The organism is Pseudomonas sp. ChxA (assembly GCF_030263855.1).
Lineage (GTDB): Bacteria > Pseudomonadota > Gammaproteobacteria > Pseudomonadales > Pseudomonadaceae > Aquipseudomonas > Aquipseudomonas fluorescens_CB.
Genome location: NZ_JARPMK010000002.1, coordinates 637325 through 656481, shown reverse-complemented (window position 1 = coordinate 656481; position 19157 = coordinate 637325). Strand labels below are relative to the sequence as shown.

21 protein-coding genes are annotated in these 19157 nt (G+C 55.0%); 5 read left to right on the top strand and 16 right to left on the bottom strand.

The features are described from left to right. Positions 1-113: 113 nt before the first annotated feature. Genes P5706_RS28700 through P5706_RS28680 form a run of 5 tightly spaced genes read left to right on the top strand, consistent with a single transcriptional unit; the run spans position 114 to position 3558 of the window. On the top strand, positions 114-464 hold the full coding sequence (locus P5706_RS28700) for a metalloregulator ArsR/SmtB family transcription factor (RefSeq protein ID WP_008437351.1): 351 nt from the start codon (positions 114-116) through the stop codon (positions 462-464). A gap of 22 nt (positions 465-486) precedes the next feature. Then, positions 487-1776 (top strand): arsenic transporter, encoded by a 1290-nt coding sequence (locus P5706_RS28695; RefSeq protein ID WP_008437350.1) that lies wholly within the window; start codon positions 487-489, stop codon positions 1774-1776. Positions 1777-1785: 9 nt separating this feature from the next. After that, a complete protein-coding gene (locus P5706_RS28690) occupies positions 1786-2256 on the top strand; it encodes an arsenate reductase ArsC (RefSeq protein WP_008437349.1) in 471 nt (156 codons plus the stop codon). Beyond that, a complete protein-coding gene (gene arsH, locus P5706_RS28685) occupies positions 2256-2990 on the top strand; it encodes an arsenical resistance protein ArsH (protein ID WP_008437348.1) in 735 nt (244 codons plus the stop codon). The genes P5706_RS28690 and arsH overlap by 1 nt, the downstream gene beginning before the upstream one ends. 19 nt (positions 2991-3009) lie before the next feature. Then, entirely contained in the window at positions 3010-3558 is a 549-nt protein-coding gene (locus P5706_RS28680) for an arsinothricin resistance N-acetyltransferase ArsN1 family B (protein ID WP_008437347.1), read from the top strand. A 255-nt stretch (positions 3559-3813) separates the two neighbouring features. Here the strand turns inward: P5706_RS28680 and P5706_RS28675 are convergent, their stop codons facing one another. The 16 genes from P5706_RS28675 to P5706_RS28600 form a co-directional block, all read right to left on the bottom strand. Then, entirely contained in the window at positions 3814-5769 is a 1956-nt protein-coding gene (locus P5706_RS28675) for a DEAD/DEAH box helicase (RefSeq protein ID WP_024073377.1), read from the bottom strand. Then, positions 5766-7646 carry a hypothetical protein gene (locus P5706_RS28670; RefSeq protein WP_019818088.1) on the bottom strand — a complete coding sequence of 627 codons (1881 nt, stop codon included), beginning with the start codon at positions 7644-7646 and terminating at the stop codon, positions 5766-5768. The genes P5706_RS28675 and P5706_RS28670 overlap by 4 nt, the downstream gene beginning before the upstream one ends. Positions 7647-7756: 110 nt before the next feature. Then, positions 7757-9661: a type I DNA topoisomerase gene (gene topA, locus P5706_RS28665; protein WP_008437341.1), complete on the bottom strand. Its 1905-nt coding sequence runs from the start codon at positions 9659-9661 to the stop codon at positions 7757-7759. 99 nt (positions 9662-9760) lie between these two features. Continuing rightward, complete coding sequence (locus P5706_RS28660; RefSeq protein ID WP_073845721.1) at positions 9761-9958, bottom strand: CrpP family ICE-associated protein; 198 nt, start codon at positions 9956-9958, stop codon at positions 9761-9763. Positions 9959-10136: 178 nt separating this feature from the next. Continuing rightward, positions 10137-10562: a hypothetical protein gene (locus tag P5706_RS28655; protein ID WP_008437339.1), complete on the bottom strand. Its 426-nt coding sequence runs from the start codon at positions 10560-10562 to the stop codon at positions 10137-10139. Positions 10563-10672: 110 nt separating this feature from the next. Beyond that, positions 10673-11137 (bottom strand): single-stranded DNA-binding protein, encoded by a 465-nt coding sequence (locus P5706_RS28650; RefSeq protein ID WP_008437336.1) that lies wholly within the window; start codon positions 11135-11137, stop codon positions 10673-10675. Between the two features lie 15 nt (positions 11138-11152). Further along, complete coding sequence (locus P5706_RS28645) at positions 11153-11692, bottom strand: DUF3158 family protein (protein WP_008437334.1); 540 nt, start codon at positions 11690-11692, stop codon at positions 11153-11155. Between the two features lie 5 nt (positions 11693-11697). Beyond that, on the bottom strand, positions 11698-12423 hold the full coding sequence (locus P5706_RS28640) for a PFL_4669 family integrating conjugative element protein (protein ID WP_008437331.1): 726 nt from the start codon (positions 12421-12423) through the stop codon (positions 11698-11700). Positions 12424-12491: 68 nt separating this feature from the next. Then, entirely contained in the window at positions 12492-13082 is a 591-nt protein-coding gene (locus tag P5706_RS28635; RefSeq protein ID WP_124356005.1) for a hypothetical protein, read from the bottom strand. A 203-nt stretch (positions 13083-13285) separates the two neighbouring features. After that, positions 13286-14587, bottom strand: coding sequence for an STY4528 family pathogenicity island replication protein (locus P5706_RS28630; protein ID WP_019816979.1), 1302 nt, complete (start codon positions 14585-14587; stop codon positions 13286-13288). After that, positions 14584-15279, bottom strand: a complete 696-nt coding sequence (locus P5706_RS28625; RefSeq protein WP_008437329.1) for a DUF2857 domain-containing protein — start codon at positions 15277-15279, stop codon at positions 14584-14586. Before P5706_RS28625 ends, P5706_RS28630 begins: the two co-directional genes overlap by 4 nt. Positions 15280-15307: 28 nt before the next feature. Beyond that, positions 15308-17074: a ParB family protein gene (locus tag P5706_RS28620; protein WP_008437328.1), complete on the bottom strand. Its 1767-nt coding sequence runs from the start codon at positions 17072-17074 to the stop codon at positions 15308-15310. Beyond that, the gene (locus P5706_RS28615; RefSeq protein WP_008437327.1) at positions 17071-17307 is read right to left on the bottom strand and encodes an Arc family DNA-binding protein; all 237 of its coding nucleotides are present in this window, start codon (positions 17305-17307) and stop codon (positions 17071-17073) included. Before P5706_RS28615 ends, P5706_RS28620 begins: the two co-directional genes overlap by 4 nt. A gap of 33 nt (positions 17308-17340) precedes the next feature. Then, a complete protein-coding gene (gene yejK, locus P5706_RS28610; RefSeq protein ID WP_008437326.1) occupies positions 17341-18342 on the bottom strand; it encodes a nucleoid-associated protein YejK in 1002 nt (333 codons plus the stop codon). Then, positions 18342-18581 carry a type II toxin-antitoxin system HicA family toxin gene (locus tag P5706_RS28605; RefSeq protein WP_008437325.1) on the bottom strand — a complete coding sequence of 80 codons (240 nt, stop codon included), beginning with the start codon at positions 18579-18581 and terminating at the stop codon, positions 18342-18344. The genes yejK and P5706_RS28605 overlap by 1 nt, the downstream gene beginning before the upstream one ends. Then, on the bottom strand, positions 18578-19099 hold the full coding sequence (locus P5706_RS28600) for a hypothetical protein (protein WP_008437321.1): 522 nt from the start codon (positions 19097-19099) through the stop codon (positions 18578-18580). Before P5706_RS28600 ends, P5706_RS28605 begins: the two co-directional genes overlap by 4 nt. Positions 19100-19157: the final 58 nt, after the last annotated feature.

Here is a 19157-nt window from a genome sequence, read left to right as displayed (position 1 = left end):
GACCGGTGAGCATTGATCCCCATCGTTAACTCCCGCCACAGGCATTTGTGCAAGCAGGCTGAACGTGGTTAAATCTGCATATTCGATTATCCACATATGCAGAGCGATTGCTTATGAGCCTTACACCACACACATTCTTCAAGTGCTTGGGTGATGAAACTCGCGCCCGGATCATGCTCATGCTTTCGGCTGAGGGTGAGTTGTGCGTGTGCGAGTTAATCTGGGCACTGGACGATAACCAGTCGAAGGTCTCCAGGCATCTTGCCCAACTGCGTGCTTGCGGGTTACTCGCAGATCGGAGGCAGGGTCAGTGGGTTTACTACCGGCTGCATCCCGAGCTTGAACAGTGGGCACTGGATGTTCTGAACGTCACTACGCAGGCACACCAGTCCTGGGTTAACGACCATCAAGGACGGCTGGCTTCCATGGAAGACAGACCCGTGCGCCAAGCCTCCTGCTGCTGACATCCTGATCTGGAACATACTCATGCTCATCGCAGCATCGATTTTCGTAGTTACGCTCGTCTTTGTTATCTGGCAACCCAAGGGGTTAGGTGTCGGCTGGAGCGCGGCAGCGGGTGCCGTTCTGGCACTACTGACTGGCGCCGTAAGTCTAGGGGATGTGCCGGTTGTGTGGCACATCGTCTGGAACGCTACCGCGACCTTCATTGCTGTGATCATCATCAGTTTGTTGCTCGATGAAGCGGGATTCTTCAAATGGGCGGCGCTTCATGTCGCTCGCTGGGGTCGGGGCAAAGGCGGACGTCTGTTTGCGCTGATGATCCTGCTCGGTGCAGCCGTTTCGGCACTGTTCGCCAATGATGGAGCCGCACTGATTCTGACCCCAATCGTCATCGCGATGCTGACGGCGCTTCGCTTCAGCCCGGCATCCACCTTGGCATTCGTGATGGCCGCAGGCTTCATCGCTGATACCGCCAGTCTGCCGATGGTGGTGTCCAACCTGGTGAACATCGTTTCGGCAGACTTTTTTGGCGTGGGTTTCGGTGAATACGCTTCTGTCATGTGGCCAGTGAACCTAGTGGCCGTGGCCGCGACACTGTTCATGCTCTGGATGTTCTATCGCAAGGACATTCCCGCCCAGTACGACGCGGATCAGCTTGAGGCCCCGGAGTCGGTGATTCGAGATCGGGCGACCTTCATTGCTGGCTGGTGGGTACTTGGCCTGCTGCTGGTTGGTCTGTTCGCACTGGAGCCGTTAGGTATCCCCATCAGCGCTGTTGCTGCTGCGTGTGCAATGATCCTGCTGGTCATCGCAGGTAAAGGCCAAATCATCTCCACGAGAAGGGTCATCAAGGACGCGCCCTGGCAAATTGTCGTGTTTTCGCTGGGCATGTATCTGGTGGTCTATGGCCTGCGTAATGCTGGCCTAACCGACTCGCTCTCGGGGCTGCTGAACATATTTGCCGAGCATGGCCTATGGGCCGCTACCTTGGGCACCGGTATCACCGCTGCGCTGTTGTCCTCGATCATGAACAACATGCCGAGTGTGCTTATCGGCGCTCTGTCCATTCAGGGCAGCGACGCTACAGGACTGGTACGTGAGGCCATGATCTACGCCAACGTCATCGGTTGCGATCTTGGCCCCAAGATCACGCCCATCGGAAGCCTGGCCACGTTGCTGTGGCTGCATGTGCTAGCGCAGAAAAATATCCGCATCACCTGGGGTTACTACTTCAAAGTCGGCAGCATCCTCACCCTCCCTATCTTGCTGGTAACGCTGGTGGCACTGGCGTCGCGGCTGAGCATCCCTGTCTAGGAGAAACCCATGAAAGTGCTATTTATGTGTACGGCAAACAGCTGCCGGAGCGTTCTCTCGGAGGGGTTGTTCAACCACCTGGCCCCGAGCGGTTTTAACGCCGTCAGTTCGGGCAGCTTCCCAAGCGGACAACTGAATCCACGCGCCGTGAGTACGTTGCAAGCGCTTGGTATCGACACCACAGATCTCTACAGCAAAGGCTCAGAGGTGTTTTCGGACTCACCACCGGATGTGGTGATCACCGTGTGTGATAAGGCTGGAGGCGAACCCTGCCCGGTCTATTTCGGGCCTGCTGTCAAAAGCCACTGGGGCCTCGCCGACCCTTCCGATGTAGAAGGCACAGACAGCGACATCCAAGCCGCATTTGACGCGACCGTCGTCCAGATTAAAAAGCGTTTCGAGGCATTCTTCAGCTTGGATCATTCGGCGCTCACACCGCAGGAACTGAAGCGCGAGCTAGATCAAATAGGTGAACTGTAATGGACGAATTTTCCTCGGAAAGCAGCCTGGATCTACCTAATCTGGATCAGTCGCTAATCGACTTCGTCACACTGGATCGCCTGCAAGGCAACGAGCAACCGACTCACAAACCACGCATCTTGTTGCTGTATGGCTCAACCCGTGAGCGCTCTTTCAGCAGGCTGCTGACCCAAGAGGCCGCGCGCATCCTGACCCTAATGGGAGCCGAGACCGTCATCTTTGATCCCTCGGGTCTGCCTCTCCCTGATGACGCTCCGGAAGACCATCCAAAGGTTAAAGAGCTGCGGGATCTGGTTCTGTGGTCAGAGGGACAGGTGTGGTGTTCGCCAGAGCGTCACGGTGCAATGTCTGCTGTATTCAAAGCCCAAATAGACTGGATACCTCTCACGTTGGGCGCTGTCCGCCCCAGCCAGGGCAAGACGTTGGCCGTCATGCAGGTCTGCGGTGGATCACAGTCCTTCAACACGGTAAACCAGCTTAGGATCCTCGGGCGCTGGATGCGGATGATCACCATCCCAAACCAGTCGTCAGTACCCAAAGCCTTTCTGGAGTTCGACGACGCAGGGCGTATGAAGCCATCCGCCTACTACGACCGTGTTGTGGACGTGATGGAGGAACTGATGAAGTTCACGCTGATGGTTCGGGGCCGGGAAACGTATTTGGTAGACCGCTATTCGGAGCGCAAGGAAAGCGCCGAAGCACTCTCGAAACGAGTCAATCAAAGATCGATTTGAGCGACCAAGGGGATAGAGGATGAGCAACACCACAGTAAGGATTGCGCAGATTTCGGACGCTCAAGCCATCCAGGCAATTTACGCACCGATGGTTGAGCATACGGCGATTTCGTTTGAGCTTGAGCCGCCCACAGTCGAAGAGATGGCCAAGCGGATTGGGTCGACTTTGCCGACTTACCCGTATCTGGTAGCGGAGCGAGACGGCCAGCTCATCGGCTATGCATATGCCAGTCAGCACCGGGCTCGTGAGGCCTATCGCTGGTCGGTCGACGTCACCGTTTATATATCGCCAGAAGCGCACCGTAGCGGGGTCGGCCGGGCACTGTATGGCGTGTTGCTGCCGACATTGAAAAGGCAAGGGTTTCACGCAGCCTTTGCCGGGATCGCGCTGCCAAACGATGGCAGCGTGGGGCTGCATGAAGCACTAGGCTTCGCTCACATCGGTACGTATCCAGAAGTAGGATTCAAGCATGGCGCTTGGCATGATGTTGGATATTGGCGTATCGCGCTGGATTCAACGAGTCCGCCAAAACTGTCCGTGCCTTTCAGTGAGATCAGTCTCTTCTGAATGGGTCTCGACGGCCATTATGAGCGATGGGAAGATTCTAATACGTAACAAAGTCAATTATGTTCGACTCCTCGAAATGAATACGAGCAAAGTGGGTAAAATCGAAATAGATTTGCCACTTTCGGAAGTTTGCAGATATCGAACGAAACTATTGTTGCCGATGGGGAGGCCTATTAGATTCCAGAAAACAAAAGTAATGGTTCCAAGTACGTTTACAAGGTCTCAGCCACTAAGAAGCAGTGATATACCGCAGATCTACAAATTGGTCGCCAATGCTTGTCTCGCGTTGCCGGCCGCGTCGGGCTCAATGAGGTCACTTGCCAACTGACGCTTATCCTGCAGCATTTGCCAAAGCATCTGGTCGATTGTGTTTTCCACCAGCGGGATTTTCACCACGACCATGCGCAATTGCCCATTGCGGTAGGCCCTGTCCTCAGCCTGGTCCTGCAGTCCAGGCGTCCAGGGGAGGCCCAGGAACATCACATAGTTGGCCGCAGTGAGGTTGTTGCCGGTGCCGGCAGCGGAGGTAGTGGCGGCAAAGACGCGGGTTTCTGGATCACTTTGGAATTGATCGATCGCCTTCTGCCGTTTGCCTACAGAGTCACTGCCGACAACCGTGACGCACCCGTACTCAGCTTGCTTGCACCGAGTGCGAAGTGTTCCTACCGTATCCTTGAACTCACAGAACAAGATTACTTTGTCCTCCGCGTCCAGTTCGCACAGCAGATCCATTACGACACGAATCTTTACCTGCTCAAGCAACTGACGCAGTGATCCCAACCTGGCGAGGCTAGGCCTGTCTTCGAGCCGAATTTGATCGTATTGCTTGCGCTCTTCAGCAGTGAGTTCGATGGGTAAAGTTTGGCGCTGTTTGCCCTTGAGACCGGGCAAGACATCCTTGCGTCGACGGAGCATCCAATCGCCGATTGCGCCCCGCAGATTCATGCGGAAATCCTGACTGCCGGCGAACTGTTCGCAGAATTCTTTCAAGGGCAGTTTCCCAACGGGGTGGCCGGATAGCCGTAGCAGCGTGTGCAGCTCAGATTCTCGGTTGAGGACTGGCGTACCCGTCAGCAGGTAACGGTTGGGTATCTTGGCGGCAATGTCGAAGCCGTGACGTGTCCACGCGGCGGTCGGCTCTTTCAGGCGGTGCGCCTCGTCGATGATCATCACTTCAAAGTGTCCTGCATGCAGAACAAAATCGCCAAGGCGTTCGTAGTTGGTGATAATCCATTGCGAAGAGGGATCAAAGACCTGTTGGCCGATAGTGGCCTTGGGATACACCATCTGGATTTCGCGTTGCCAGTTGATGATCAACGTCGACAGGGTGATAACCAAGATGGGTCTATTAGCTGCTCGGATTGCAGCGGCAATGATTGCTTGGCGAGTTTTACCAAGCCCCATGTCATCCGCAAGCAAGGCGCTTGTGCGCTGTAGCAAGTGCCGGATGCCTGCCGGTTGATGGTCCAGTAAAGAATAACCAGCCAATGCCTGGTTAATCTGTTCGGTAGTGGACCCGGTGCGCTCGATTGAGGGCACCGCGGCTAAATACACATCGGTTGAGGTGCTATCGTCAGCCGCTTTTGCTGCGCGCTCTTGTGGCGGTCCACCAAGACTGATGCGGGTGATTTCATCAGCTGGAACAACGGATCCGTCGGTCAGCAGCTCTTGCACGGTGTCGAGGATTTCGAACTGATCCTCCGACAATCCAAGCTCCAGGATCAAGTTGCTTCGCACCACTTCCGCACCAGCGTCAATGCGCCAGGACTTGGAATGCCCGAGAAACACGCCGTGCATGCGCCTTGAAACGGCGACCGCGCCAGGATGGTAGTCACCTGACAGCAGGATCCCGCCCTGAACGAGTGGAGCTATCCGAAAGGTCAGCCCCCACGTGAATGCCTGCCGATCTGGGTCGTTTTGTGCGGCTGTGATTTTATGTGAAAACGTCTCCCAACTTTCATTGAAACGGTCCTCGGACAACTCCATCAAACGGTGGAAGAGCACATCCAGGTCATCCAGCAACTTGCCTTTTGGTAATCGCCAATAGCGATGTTGAGGATGCTCGGCACGCCGAATATAGAAACCATTACGTTCGAGAAACAGCCGGTTCGCACCCTCAACGTATTGCATTAAGACCCCGAAGTCATAGCCGTCAAAAATGACTTTTTCGACCAGGTCCTGCCGGCGGTTCATCAGACGTGGACGACTCATGTCCTGCTCAATCGTTGGTTGATCCATTCCGCACAGGCCTGGGCATGCATTTTTTTCCGGTTTCGATTTGTATAGCGCGACATGGATAGTGTTTGGTCGGGCCATTCCAGGTTAATGGCGAGCTCACCCGATTTGATCTTTGCCCAAAACCATTGATAGGCCCGGTCAACCCTGGAGCCCGACTTAGGTGTGCGATTGCGGAGCCCTCTCAGTTGTATCGTCACCAGGTGTTTGGGAGTCAATTTTGCTAACGTTTCGCCCCAGGCACTTTCATCCATTTGGATTTCTGCAGAGGCCAACGATTTCCCGTTTTCGCGAACCGAAAAAAGACGGCAGATGCCCCGATAAGCACTGTAGTCGTAACCATCAATGCAATGGCCCAGCGCTCGATGTTCCGCATCAAGATCGGCGGGGCACTTCAGTTCGATAATTTGCAGCCCATTTGGACTCACGAGGGGTGTGCTGGTTGAATAAAGCAGCGGCTTCCAGGGCGTTAAAGAGTCTGTTCTTGTTTGTGGATCTACTGCATCTAAAGCCTCACGGATGTCTATCAACGCGAGGTGAAAGCCATTCACCAAGCTGGCGATCTGGTGATAGGAAGCAGTAGCAATGAAGCTTTTGAGTTTCTGCAGTGCTTCACCAGAAGCTGGTCCGTCGCTCTCATCAACGTTGTTAAAGAGCTCGTTCAGGTCTCGAAAGTCGTCGGCGATTTTGGACCAATTGTCGTCCGACCAATCAGTTGGACACCCTGACAGCAGCCTGTTCCAGTCCTGCGTTTGATCCAGCAGTTGATACGGGATTTTATCCAGCAGCGCGAAGAGAGTGATCCAGTGCGCTTTTTTAAGAGGACGGCGATTGCCCAGTGAGGCTCCCAGCAGCAGTCGATGCCAGGGTCCTTGTGGCCCCTCGCGGCTGATACGGGTCAATGCACTGCCGGTATCGAATACCCGCTGTTGACCCAGGTAGCGCACTGCAGCGCGCGGCGCCTGTAGCAGCCAAGCCAGTGTGTCGGAAAGGGGGAGGCCCGCGTCGGCTATGCGACCTACCAGGCACTCTTCAGCGGAAATCAAATAACGGTCCTCACTCCAGTATGGGCGCCACGCCTGAAGTTCATCCCATGGGCAGTTCATGTATACCTGCTGCTGCCCATCCCACGGCCACGGCCATTGATCTGCTAGTACCAGAAGTGGAATCAGTACTGGCTGGGCTTTTAGGGCCTGAAGGCGGCGTTTTCGGTCACCTTGAGCCAGCCAGTTATAGAGCTTGGGTGAGGGACATTGCGCTGAACGAATGGCGAATAAAAGCTCTTGGTCCAGACACTGGCAAAACTGCTTCAGCGTGCTGCCAATCTGCTTCAGGTAAAATCGGGTGCGGGGATTGAAGTACCGATTGTTGCTCGCCGTCCAATCGAAGCCGCGGCGATTAAAGCTTCCTAGATCTTCAATCGAAAGGGCTTTCGCCCTCTCTCCAGCAGACTTGCAGAAGGAGGTCAGTAGGACGTCTGCATACCAGCGTTTTTCAAACCTGAGCAGTAGCTGCTGGGCCACCATTGCGGTGGGTTTTCTCTTATGCACGCGGTCCTTGCTGAAGATTTTGCAGGCCTTAACCTGATGACCATCGAAGTACTGGAGGTGATCGCCGATTCTGGCCAGGAGCCGCCGTGTTTGATCATCTGTAGAGGGCAGGGCTACGCACCAGCAACGAGTATGGACAGTGGAACTCAGATAGGTATCGATGAAGGAGGTCAGCTGGGAGGGCGGTACGTTAAATTGTAAAGCCCAGGTCTGGGCGACTTCAATTTGCCGGTCTGAGAACTTCTCCAGCTTCGGCGCTAAGATGCGCAGCCCCACCACCGATTGTCTCTTCTGTACGCTCACCCATGACCTCCTCTGCAATTTCGCAGAGGACTGTCAGGTATAGGAATGGTGGGCTTCTAGGGTTAATGCGTAACGGCGTTGTCGGTGATTTATATCGGCAATGGCAGAAGTCACACCCCTCTGGGTTTATTGAGATCTGGTTTGCCATTCAAGTTTGGAAAACTCACCTTGCATCCATTCGATTTGAAGCCTGTGCAACCCCAAAAGTCATAGCCACCGCCCCCTTTTTTTTGTCGCCTTGCGAGGGGTTGATTGCACTTGGGACAGTTGAAAGCGCCACCTGCTGTGGCTGGGCGTGGAGCGGACGCCATCGGCACACTCGGCATTCCACGTTGCTGAGACAGTTCCTCTTCCAGGCGTCTATGCAGACGCGCAACGACAGCTCCATAGGTGTCTTGGCCCTGGGCGACTTTGTCCAAATCCCGCTCCAGCTCTCTCGTAAAATCGAGCTCCACGAAACTGTAGAACCCTTCCAGCTTCGCGATTGTTTCCTCCCCCAGCGGCGCCGGTACCAGCTTGCGGCTTTTTTCCTCAATCATTCCTTTGCTGGTGATGTTCTTCAAGATCGAGGCGAACGTGCTGGGACGACCAATACCGCGGCGCTCCATTTCTTTGATTAGACTGGCCTTGGTGTAGCGGGATGGCGGCTGAGTTTTCTTCTTCAGCAGTTCTCCGTTGTGCACAGAGATGATCTGTTTTGGTGTGAGTGCAGGAACTGGGTTGCTCGCTGCTCCATCTTCCTCATCGTCTGTGTCATCGCCCTTGAGCAGTTTCCGCCACCCAGGATGAAAAAGGGTTTCACCAGTTGCATTGAATCGCAAAGCCTTACCATTTGGGCCAACCGCGAGCAGTTTTACAGCACGCACGTCGAATACCGCCGCTTCGATCTGGCTGGCCAGCGCCCGGACCCAAATCAACTTGTACAGGGCGAGTTCCTCGTCGTTCTCACCAGCTTTTGTATCAGCCCAATGCGTCGGGGTAATAGCGGGGTGGCCTTCCTGCGCGCCTTCGGCGGCCTTGAATGTACGTCGCTCGTCGACGGTCTTCAATCCGATAGATCTAGCTACGGTTCTAATATCCTCCATGGCCTCGTCTGGTACGTTGGGATTATCCGTCCTGTGGTAGGTGATCACGCCTTGTTCATACAATCGCTGGGCGACTTGCATGGTCTTGTCCGGGTCCCATTTCAAGGCGTTGCTGGCTGCTTGTTGAAGGGTGGAAGAGATGAAGGGCGCGGGTGGGTGGCGCTCGGCCTTGCGGTCTTCACAGGACTCGACGACGACATTACGTGTGCCGGCGACGAGTCGGGCCAGGTTGGCATCTTGAACGTAAGGAAAGTCTTTGCTCGCGAAATCCGGTACCGGTTGCCAGTCTGCATACCAGGTGGTGCCCTGATTCATATCCACAAAGTTCAGACGCACACCGAAGTGGTTGATTACCTGAAAGTTGCGGATCTCGCGCTCGCGCAAAACCACCAGGTATACGGCAGGCGATTGCACGCGGCCTGCAGAGGTGGGCTTGCCCATCAGTCGGCGTAGCTCCTGAGTCACCAGGTAACCCACCAAACGATCAAGTACACGCCGGCATTCTTGTGACGCGACTCTGTTCAAATCGATTTGGCGAGGATTGGCTAGAGCCTCTGCGACACGCTTCAGGGTGATTTCATTGAAGGTGATGCGTTTGTAGGATTTGACCGCCAGTACCTGCTGGATGTGCCAGCTGATGCTTTCACCTTCGCGATCCGGATCGGTTGCGAGGTAGATTTCATCGGCCTGTTTAGCTGCGGCCTTGATGGTCCGCACGGCCTTGGCGCTCTTATCCAGGATCTCGTACACCGGTGTGTAATTTTTGCGGACGCCTGTGGTGATCATGCTGTCGTCCTGCCCTCTGGCGGGCAAGTCACGTATGTGCCCACCACTGGCGACAACCAACCAGTGTTCGCCTGGGCGCAGTTTCTTCATCATTGGCTGAAGCTTTTTCAGCTTCCCAGGTGCCTCGATGATCAATAGCTTCACGGTGTGCCCCTTCTCAATTATGCAGAGCGGGACTGTCACGTCATGGCAGGTAAGGCTTCAATGGGAAATGGTCAATGCACAACGGGAGGCTTTTAGCGGCTAGAGGTCCAGCGTCAGCTGCTGTTCCTGGGCAAAGCCCTTTAGCCACGACGCGCGCATCGCAGGATGGTGGTAAGGGCAGTCATACACCCGTAGCCCTTTTCGGGCGGCGTCAGCACCGGCTATTTGAACGGCAGTATGGGGGTTATTGAATTGCCGCCTATCTGCTGGTTTCAAAGAAGTTCGAGATTGCGCCATTGGCTATCGGTCCCCGAAGAACAGATCTATCAGACAGTAACATCACGAATAGCGCATTTTTTTGCATCAAAAACGGAAGTTTTAAACTTCTGTGCTTGAGATAGCCGAATGGAAGTGTGACTCAACCTGAAAGTTAACGAATGGCGCGATTTTTTGCCAACCAATTGGCGGTTTGATGTCAATTCGAAGCTGGCTCGTCCGTCCAGTTCGCAACTCTGATCCACGCGATGAAGTCCTGAGTGGATTGTCCGCTTTGAACACGTAGTTGTTCCAGCTTGCCGTATAAGTGTTCAGTCATTTCGTCGTCGTCGTCAAAGTCGACGCGGTATTCAGTATCTAAGCGGTATTCATCGAGCAAGGTGTTGATAAATCGGCGGGCTTGCCAGGTATCAAGGTCTGTCTCTCCACGGCCCCCCATCAGATACTCTCCCGTTCGCCACCCAACTGGAGCCCATGATGCTCGGTTTATGTCCAGGGTGAGCCCGTAGTAGTCCGGAGCATTCACCTCGCTTTCATCAAAGTAAGCCCAGTAAACACGGCCTAAAGCTGGGTGCTCTGCGCCAATGACAACGTACCCTGTTGGGTCCCTCAAAACTTCATCCATCGGCACGTCCTAATTTGTAGTGGTTCTCTAATGAGGTCGGGGGAAACGATGAGCTGTTTCCCCCAACACCGACAGCTACACGAATGGGCCGAAAAATTAAGCCCCTGTTTTCAGAATTGCGGTGGATCGGTATCTGGATATTCATCCGGGCCTGGAGCTGGCTGCGGCCGCGATTCGGGTCTGTTGGACTGTTGCGAATTCTGGTTTTGCGAAGGCGCCAGATTCACCATGGTCACGCGGTGTGGCAGCATGCCGACCCGGCTGGCCTGGATTTTCAAAGCTTCGAATTCGCCATCGTCGTTCTTCCAACGGTCCATAACGGCGCGACCGGAAACCAGCACTCGCATACCTTTCTGGAACAGTTGCGAATAATGCTCGGCGTCCTTGTGCCACCACTCCACATTCGCCCAAAAACCGCCACGATCTTCGTAGCCGCCTTTGCCATCCGGAATCGAATTGTCGAAGTAAACGTTGGCTCGCATGAGTCGACGTGGGTCTTTATTGCCGTTGGGGAATTCTTTGAATTCCGGTGCAGAACCGATATTGCCTTCCCAGCCTTGTACGGGCGTGCCCATGAGTATTCTCCGAGGTTATTGGTGTTGCGTTGGGTTGTTGAGCTGCTGCAGGCGAGCGGTATACACGGCCTCTGCCTGGCCCATTTTTTCTGCGCACTCGGCGGCCTGTTTGGTGATCGAGTGCAGCAAACTCATTTGCATATTCAAGGTGATGCGCTGCAGCTCCATCACGTAAAGATCCTGCAGCATGGATTCCGGTGTTCTGGGTGAGCCCATCATTTCTGCCCAAACCCCTACGCCCATCCGCCGATCTGTCACCTGCTGCCATCTCAAAAACTGGGTGCCGGCTTGGGTGTTCTGCTCAGTCAACCGCACTGGAACTAGGGTGAATGGATATCGGCGGGCCTGGCTCAGCACTTCCTGGGCAAGAGCTTTTAAGTCCGATTCTTGAGCTCGGCAAAGATCGGCAAATTGGGTCAGCTCCCCCTTACCTTTAAAAGGCTTTAAAAGGCCCTTTAGTGAGGCAGCCTGTTGCAGTCGCTGAAAGGCTTCCTGTTGCAGTGGCCGGAAGGCGGTCTGTTGCAGCGACCCATCATTGGAGGGAATCTGGCCCATGCTCTTTAACCCTCAACGGGGTCATCGAGATGATCATCCGTCTCGGTTTGCTGCTGACCGCGGATGATCGGTGGCGCGAAATTCGAACGGCGGGTGCCTTCCAGGATGTCTTGTGGCAGCTCACCGTACCGCTCGTACATTTTGCGGGCTGCTTCAGCCTTGGCATTGTTTGCAGCGAAGTCGTCGCGGGCAGCGCCTGAGTACTTATAGATCTGGGCCAGACCAAACAGTCTCCGCAGTACCGCTGCGCCTTCGTCGATCCAGGTTTCCATATCGTGGCGCCCGACAAGGCCAACGTGCTGGGCCAACAGAATGCGTCTGACAATTTCGTCGTAGTTCGTCAGCAGGTACACAGCCTGAAATCCCAGGGGATTGGAGATGTACAGCGGGAGGCTGACAGGCTGGATCGAGAGGTTTTCGCTAATGCTGATGGCCGGTGGAAGAGAGGCCATGGCTGTGTCCAGGCGATCTTCGATGGTCTTTAACGCTTCCTTGGAATCGTTGATCTTTTCCTCGAGGAGGATCATCCACCAGTCAGAGTAGGGATCATCCTGTTGGGCGCCTCGAGACATTCGATTGACGACAGTGCAGAACCCTGACAGACCAATGATGCCGGCTTTGAGGTCATTTTTAGGGCGCCCCATCCATATACGAGCGGCGTGGTGAGTGTGAAGGGTGAGCTTCACATCGCTGCGCAGTGAACCGATGTTGAGCCGGAAGTTATCAGCCATGGTGCAGTGTTTCCTTGGGAAGAGGATTGACGTACCCATGCTGCAATTTGGCTATAGGAGACGCAGCATTAAATACGTAGCCCGATGGAAGGGGATTTGTTGAGGCTTCTATATAGGAAGAGCTGAAACTCGCCGGTGCGGACCGAATCCCTTGCGTGGCGGCCACCTCCGGTGCCGGATGCTGTCAGGGTGTTGTGGGCCACAACACTTGCCATGTCGCCGGCACGGATGCCGGATCCTGCCAAGGTGGTGCGGGCCGCACCACTTATATGGCTGCCACCTCCGGTGCCGGATGCTGTCAGGGTGTTGTGGGCCACAACACTTGCCATGTCGCCGGCACGGATGCCGGATCCTGCCAAGGTGGTGCGGGCCGCACCACTTATATGGCTGCCACCTCCGGTGCCGGATGCTGTCAGGGTGTTGTGGGCCACAACACTTGCCGTGTCGCCGGCACGGATGCCGGATCCTGCCAAGGTGGTGCGGGCCGCACCACTTATATGGCGGCCACCTCCGGTGCCGGATGCTGTCAGGGTGTTGTGGGCCACAACACTTGCCATGTCGCCGGCACGGATGCCGGATCCTGCCAAGGTGGTGCGGGCCGCACCACTTATATGGCGGCCACCTCCGGTGCCGGATGCTGTCAGGGTGTTGTGGGCCACAACACTTGCCGTGTCGCTGGCACGAATGCCGGATCCTGGGCAAGTGATTTGGGCCGAGTCACTTGCGTGGCGGCCGCGGCGTATTTCGGTTCCTGTCAGGGTGTTGCGGGCCGCAACACTTGCTGTGTAGCTGGCACAGATTCCGGTCACGACCGCTTCGCTCTGGGCCGCGTTACCACGATATTCTGGTTGTCCACCTGACATCATGGATGTGTACCCCGATTAGGCTTCAGCAGATGCAGCATTCCGCTGAGTGTGTGTTTTGCGGTTTGTATCGACTCAGGGCTACGCGTCTGCGTTAGCGTCTTCGTCGGCTGCTCTGCGCCCTCTGGCGGGGCTGAAGCGTCTTGACGCTCGGGGCTCGCTTTTGCCTTGTCGTCAGGGTTCCATTGGCTGTTGAAATCGCCGCGAACGGCCATGCCGACGAGCGTCATTAAGTATCCAAGCGGGTTTCGGACCCCTCCCGAGTCACAGCGGTGGACCCATTGTTTGATGAGCGCGGTTTTCAACTCTGCTGGAACCTTTTGCAGCGCCAGGACCGCGTTCTGTTTTTGCTCGACCGGTAGTCGATGCAGTGCACCGAGCAAATCGGCAGCGATGTCGTTTGGTGTGGGCGGTACATGTACAGAGCTTTTACAAACATCTTTGTGTGTATCTGTATACGTACTATATGAGTTCGGATGCCGAACTAAGTCCGAACTCAGTGATTTACGGCTGAGTTCGGCATCCGAACTCTGCTCCAAAGCGATTCGCTCTTCGCCTTTTTCACTGAGTTCGGTATCCGAACTCAGTGGAGATAGAGCTATATTTTGCTGAGTTCGGATTCCGAACTCAGTCGCTTTAAGAACGACTGGAGCCTGCGCTTTGGTCCAGGCCTGGCTATTCATGCGGGATTCGATGATGTCCAGCCTGCTAGGTAAGCGTTGGCCAACATCAGGATCAGCTGCAAATTCCTTCCAGGCAATTTCTGCCACTTCGCGAATCACCTTGGTCTGGTGCTGCATTGACTGCGCGAGTAGCTGCAAGTAGTCCTTGTCGAACTCTATAGCTTCGGCCGGTGTGACCGGTTCGTCGTGAAGCAGGTAGACGTTGCCTTGCACTTGTCCACTCAGATCATTGCGCACCCGTCGCCCCAGGCTAAGCCAACGGGTGAGACGTAAGGTCACTAATGCTTTTGATACAGTTTCACGCGAGGCAGGCCTACCGGGTTGCATACCCAAATATGGCCGCAGTTGGTCATAGGTAGGGAACGCCGTAAGGCCGTCGTCATTGATCAGTAGGCGAAATACCTGCCAGGTGTTTCTTTCAAGCGGGGTTAAGCGATCATCCAAAAGCAATCGGCGAGGAACCGTTTCGTGTGGGTTCCCGCTGAAAATAATTCCGGAGTAGGGGGAAGACCCTTCAATCCCCGGAGGCGCCGACTCTTTTTTCTGAAGCAAATGAGCTTCAAGGTGACCCGAGGCCGAGTCTAAAAGCGTCGACAAGGGAAGCCGAGACAACCTCATAATACAGAGTCACCTTCCACCGATGTCGCTGCAGGCTGTGCAAGTCGTTGAGAAGACACAAGCTGTAGCCTTCTCGGAAGGCCAGGGTTTGCAGGAGGGTAAAGCCCTTCCTTTATCCAGGACTGAATGCGATGCCAGATGATGGCCAGGCTGAGGTTTTCGTGGGTCTCATCTGGGCTAGTATCCTGTGGAGCATTGAGTTCCTCGGCGACCAACATGGCGATGTCCAGCAACGCGAGACTGTCGCCAAGCTCTACCTGATGCTCTTGCATTAGGTGCGTCCATCGGTACCAAAGCTGAGCGTCCATCTCCTCACTGAATTCGCGCCAACGGCCACGACGTGCCGTCACGCCGATCATTAGGCGTTGAAGGGCCACATCCTGCGGAGACAGCCCGAAGAACTGTTGCAGCATTTGAGTGGTCGCGCCAAGTCGCAGCGCACGTTCAATCATGCGCACTTCTTCATCAGAACGCTGCGCGCCTGACAGTAGTTTTTTTACCATGTCCCCATCAATGGTGACGTTGCACCAAGACACGGGAGTGTTAAGCAGCAAGCTCAGTACTGAAGGTTGTTGGAGCTGAGCCAATATCTCTGGCTCCAGGCCCATTTCGATGCAGCGCCGAAGTTGGCCATTACGCATGTGATGAAGCACCTGTGACAGGATTGCTTCATTTATTGGTGTCTTGGACATGACGACTCCCCCTTGTAGAGTCCGTGTGTTAACTGGCTGAATTCGGACCGTTGTTGGCGACTGACTGGATTTCCAGGTCAATCAAACGTCTTGCGAGACGAATAATGCGGAACAGCTTCACTAGAGCGCCGTCGCTGAGACGGCATTCACTTTCAGGGGGCTGATCTTTTGTGTGAGGCTGGCCCAGTAAGATCTGGCCCAGTCCGGCTGCGAACTCAAAGTCAGCCAACGCGTCGATTTGAAGCTTGGGTTGCTGCTGAATCATTTTCAGTACGATGGCCATCGAGCCGCTCAAAGACTGGAGCAGCGTCAAGGTATGTTGGGCTGTGGCAGTAATTTCGACTTCCGCTTCGGGGTGTCGGTAGCTGAACCCGACGCCACCATCGATATCGATAAATTGACCTGGGGCTTTGACCGAGCTGGCTATTTCGCGAGCCAATTGAGCGATGTGCTGACGCAGGGTCGCGGTATTGTCTATTTCGCGTTCGATGTACCAAAGGTCAGAAATGGGATTGAGTCCGCCAGCTTGAACAGGGATGGCCACCAAGGCATTGGAGGCGAAGTCGGGCAAGACCTCACCGTCAAGCGCAGCGAGCTCCCGTTTCATCTTGTCGACTCTGGGAGAAGTCTTCACAGGGCTCGCAACGTGCCCATCGATACGTGCTTGGCGCTCTTGTGGGCTCATTTGCTCCTGCGGAGTTGGGGCCAGTTGCTGTTGCACCCCTTGAGGTGAAGGACTCTCTTTGGAGGGCGTCGTCTTATGTGTGCTGCCCCCCGAAGTAGTAGGGGGTAGTTGTAGAGGGTTCTGATTAGCCTCAATGCCATTGTTCGAAACGTTAAGTTGAGTCCCCCCCTCAAATTGCGATGCAGGGTACTGTGGCAGCTCAAGAACCGGCGTAGACCGGCGCAATTGGTCCTGGTTCTGAGTGATTTCCAACAGTATTTGCTCGTAGCCGAGGTTCAGCGGCTTTTTAAGGTGATCTATCAGTTCGTCCTGAAATCGCTGGAATAGAAATTCTTCAGCGTCGCCCTCAAACTGGGACAGTACATCTTGGAAAAGCGTATCGAAATCAAGGTGCTGCTCCTGCTCTTGATAATTGCGATCCCAGCACTGAAGAGCTGTTTTGCGCAAAGACAGAAGCTTTATGATTCTGTCTACTCCCAGTCCAGAGTACAGCGCGCCTGGAATTGCTGGCAGTAAGTACCGAATGGTGTCGTGCATACGACTCAAGTGAGACGCGGAGACCGGGTAGCCATCCGCTGACAGCCGCCGTGAAAGCTCACGTAATGAGATAGACTCCCCTGCCTCTGTTTCATACAGCGCTCTCGCTTTGTCGACCCCAATAGCCCGCTCAATGAACAGGAGCTGGCCTTGGAGGTCGTTTTCAGCCAAGTGGCCGGTGAGCGAGATGATTTCGCCCCGAACGGCGTCCCAGGGTCGAAATAGGCAGTGAAACTTGAAGTACTTCTCGTCGCCGGTCTCACGATACAACTCGTTTAAAATTGCCAGGCGAGTGTTGCCGCCGTTGCGGATCCGGTACTTATCTTCCCCAGGTTTACGAGTGACGGGAGGTGGCGTATCGAGTCCCCGATTTCGTATCGACTCTTTAATTTCATCGTACTTCGGGTTACGAGTCGTCCTTGGGTTTTCGTCATACGGCAGCGTTTCGTCGAGAGTCAACAGCATGGGGGTATCGACGATGGGGTCGCTCATTCGCGCTGCCACCGGCGACTTCGATTCAAACGCCGGCAGCAACAGCTTATCTTTCATGGTTTGGGCCAAAGACGCTTTCATACTCTGGCTCCTGGCTGCTCATAAGCCGGGCTTGCCGCCAAAAGCTGGTCAATGATTTTCAAAGCACGATCCAGAGCAGCTTCAAGTTCGGCAGTTGTCTCCAGCCGATAAACAATTTCTGAGTTCATCGACCTGGCGTTTTCACGTGCTTCCAACGCGATGCGTTCGCGCATCCCGTCGGGCAGGCGAATAACGAATTTTTCTTCATGCAGACGCTGTGGTTTGTTACTCATGGTGGGCTCCGATGCCTAGGGTAGAAAGTGTGTTCAGCGACGTTTCAACTGATCAGTGAGTTGGGTAGGTAACCCCTTGATGACTAATGAATTGGACGCCTCGTCGTACTCGATCTTGTCCCCTAGCAGATGCGCTTCAAAACTGATGGACAAGCCTTCGGCACGGCCGGTGAACCGACGGAATTGGTTGAGAGTGCGTTTATCCAGGGGGATTTCCGGCGACAGGCCGTAGTCCTTATTGCGGATATGGTCGTAGAACGCCTTGGGGCGATCTTCATCGATCAAGCCTGACAGTTCCTCCAGGCCCATGGGTTCACCGAGCTTGGCCTGGCTGGTGGCGTAGTCCACCAGGGCCTTGGTTTTCTCGCGGGCCGATTCGTCTGGCAGGTCTTCGTTTTCAACGAAGTCGCTGAACGCCTTGAGGAGGGCGCGGGTTTCGCCCGGGCCGTCGACGCCTTCCATGCAGCCAATGAAGTCGCTGAAATACCCCGAGATCTTCTTACCGTTTTTGCCTTTGATGTACGAGATGTACTGCTTGGATTGCTTGTTGTTCTGCCACTCGGACAAGTTGATACGCGCTGCCAGGTGCAACTGGCCAACGTCCAGGTGGCGTGAAGGAGTGACGTCCAGATCGTCAGTAACCACCACGCCTTCACTGTGGTGGAGCAGGGCGACAGTTAGGTAGTCGGTCATGCCTTGCTGGTAATGGGCAAACAGTACGTGGCCACCGGTGGAGAGGTTGGACTCTTCCATCAGCTTTTGCAGATGCTCGACCGCCGTGTGGCTGAAGGCGGTGAAGTCCTGGTCACCTTCAAAGTACTGCTTTAACCAGCCGCTAAACGGGTGCGCGCCGGACTCGGCATGGAAGAAACCCCAGGCCTTGCCTTGTTTGGCGTTATAGCTCTCGTTGAGGTCGGCAAGCATGTTCTCGATGGCGACCGATTCGGATAGCTCCGAATCGCGTGCCTGGAGAACAGCAGGTGTGCCATCGGGTTTTTTGTCGATCAGGTGGACGATGCAATGACGGATAGGCATTAGATTGCCTCCTGCGAGTGTAGGGTTTGAGCTCGATCAGCACGACGAATACGGGCTTTGGCGTTGAGGCCTGAGCGGTAATCGCTTGCGGTTGATGAGGTGTAAATCGATCCAAGGCCAGATTTCGTGAACTTGATATGGCCACCTTGAGTGCGAGACACCGTCCAGCCATTCGCTTCAGCAAACTTCACGAGTACACGAAGGCTCTCGCTTTTTCCGCGTAGGAGATTGGTGGTCATAGCTCTGCATCCCTGTCTGCCAGAACGTTACCGGTCTGGATCGCGATGATTTCAGCCTGATCGCCAGGAAACTTGGTACCGAGCTCATGCAAAAAGTGACGCGTAGCCTCACGTGCTCCAGGCACGCGGAACACCACGCTGCAGTGCTGAACTTCCGCGGGGTGTTGCAGGTGAGACATGACGGCCACTTTCAGCGAGCAGCACTGGAGGTAGCGGGGCACCCAAACCGACCAGAAGTAGCTGGATAGCAAGGCGCCCGCACAGAGCAGTTCAACGGTAATTGTTGCGCTGGGCGTGTTGGTCAGCTCGACGTAGCCGAGCTTCTCAAACTCCAACAGATCCTCACGCATGCTCATTGGGACCACGGTGCTGTGGTCACGAGCAAGGCGGCCGATCGCTTGAGCTAATGCGTCGAGCTCCACCGGGTTGATCCCAGATTTATGGGCATGAGCCACAGCAGAGGCTTCGAACACGGCACCGGCATGGATACTAGGAAATAGCTCGGCGCTACTGTGCATCCGACACCTCCTGAAGCTCCTCGATGTCATAGCTATTGCAAGTAGGGCAAATAAGCTC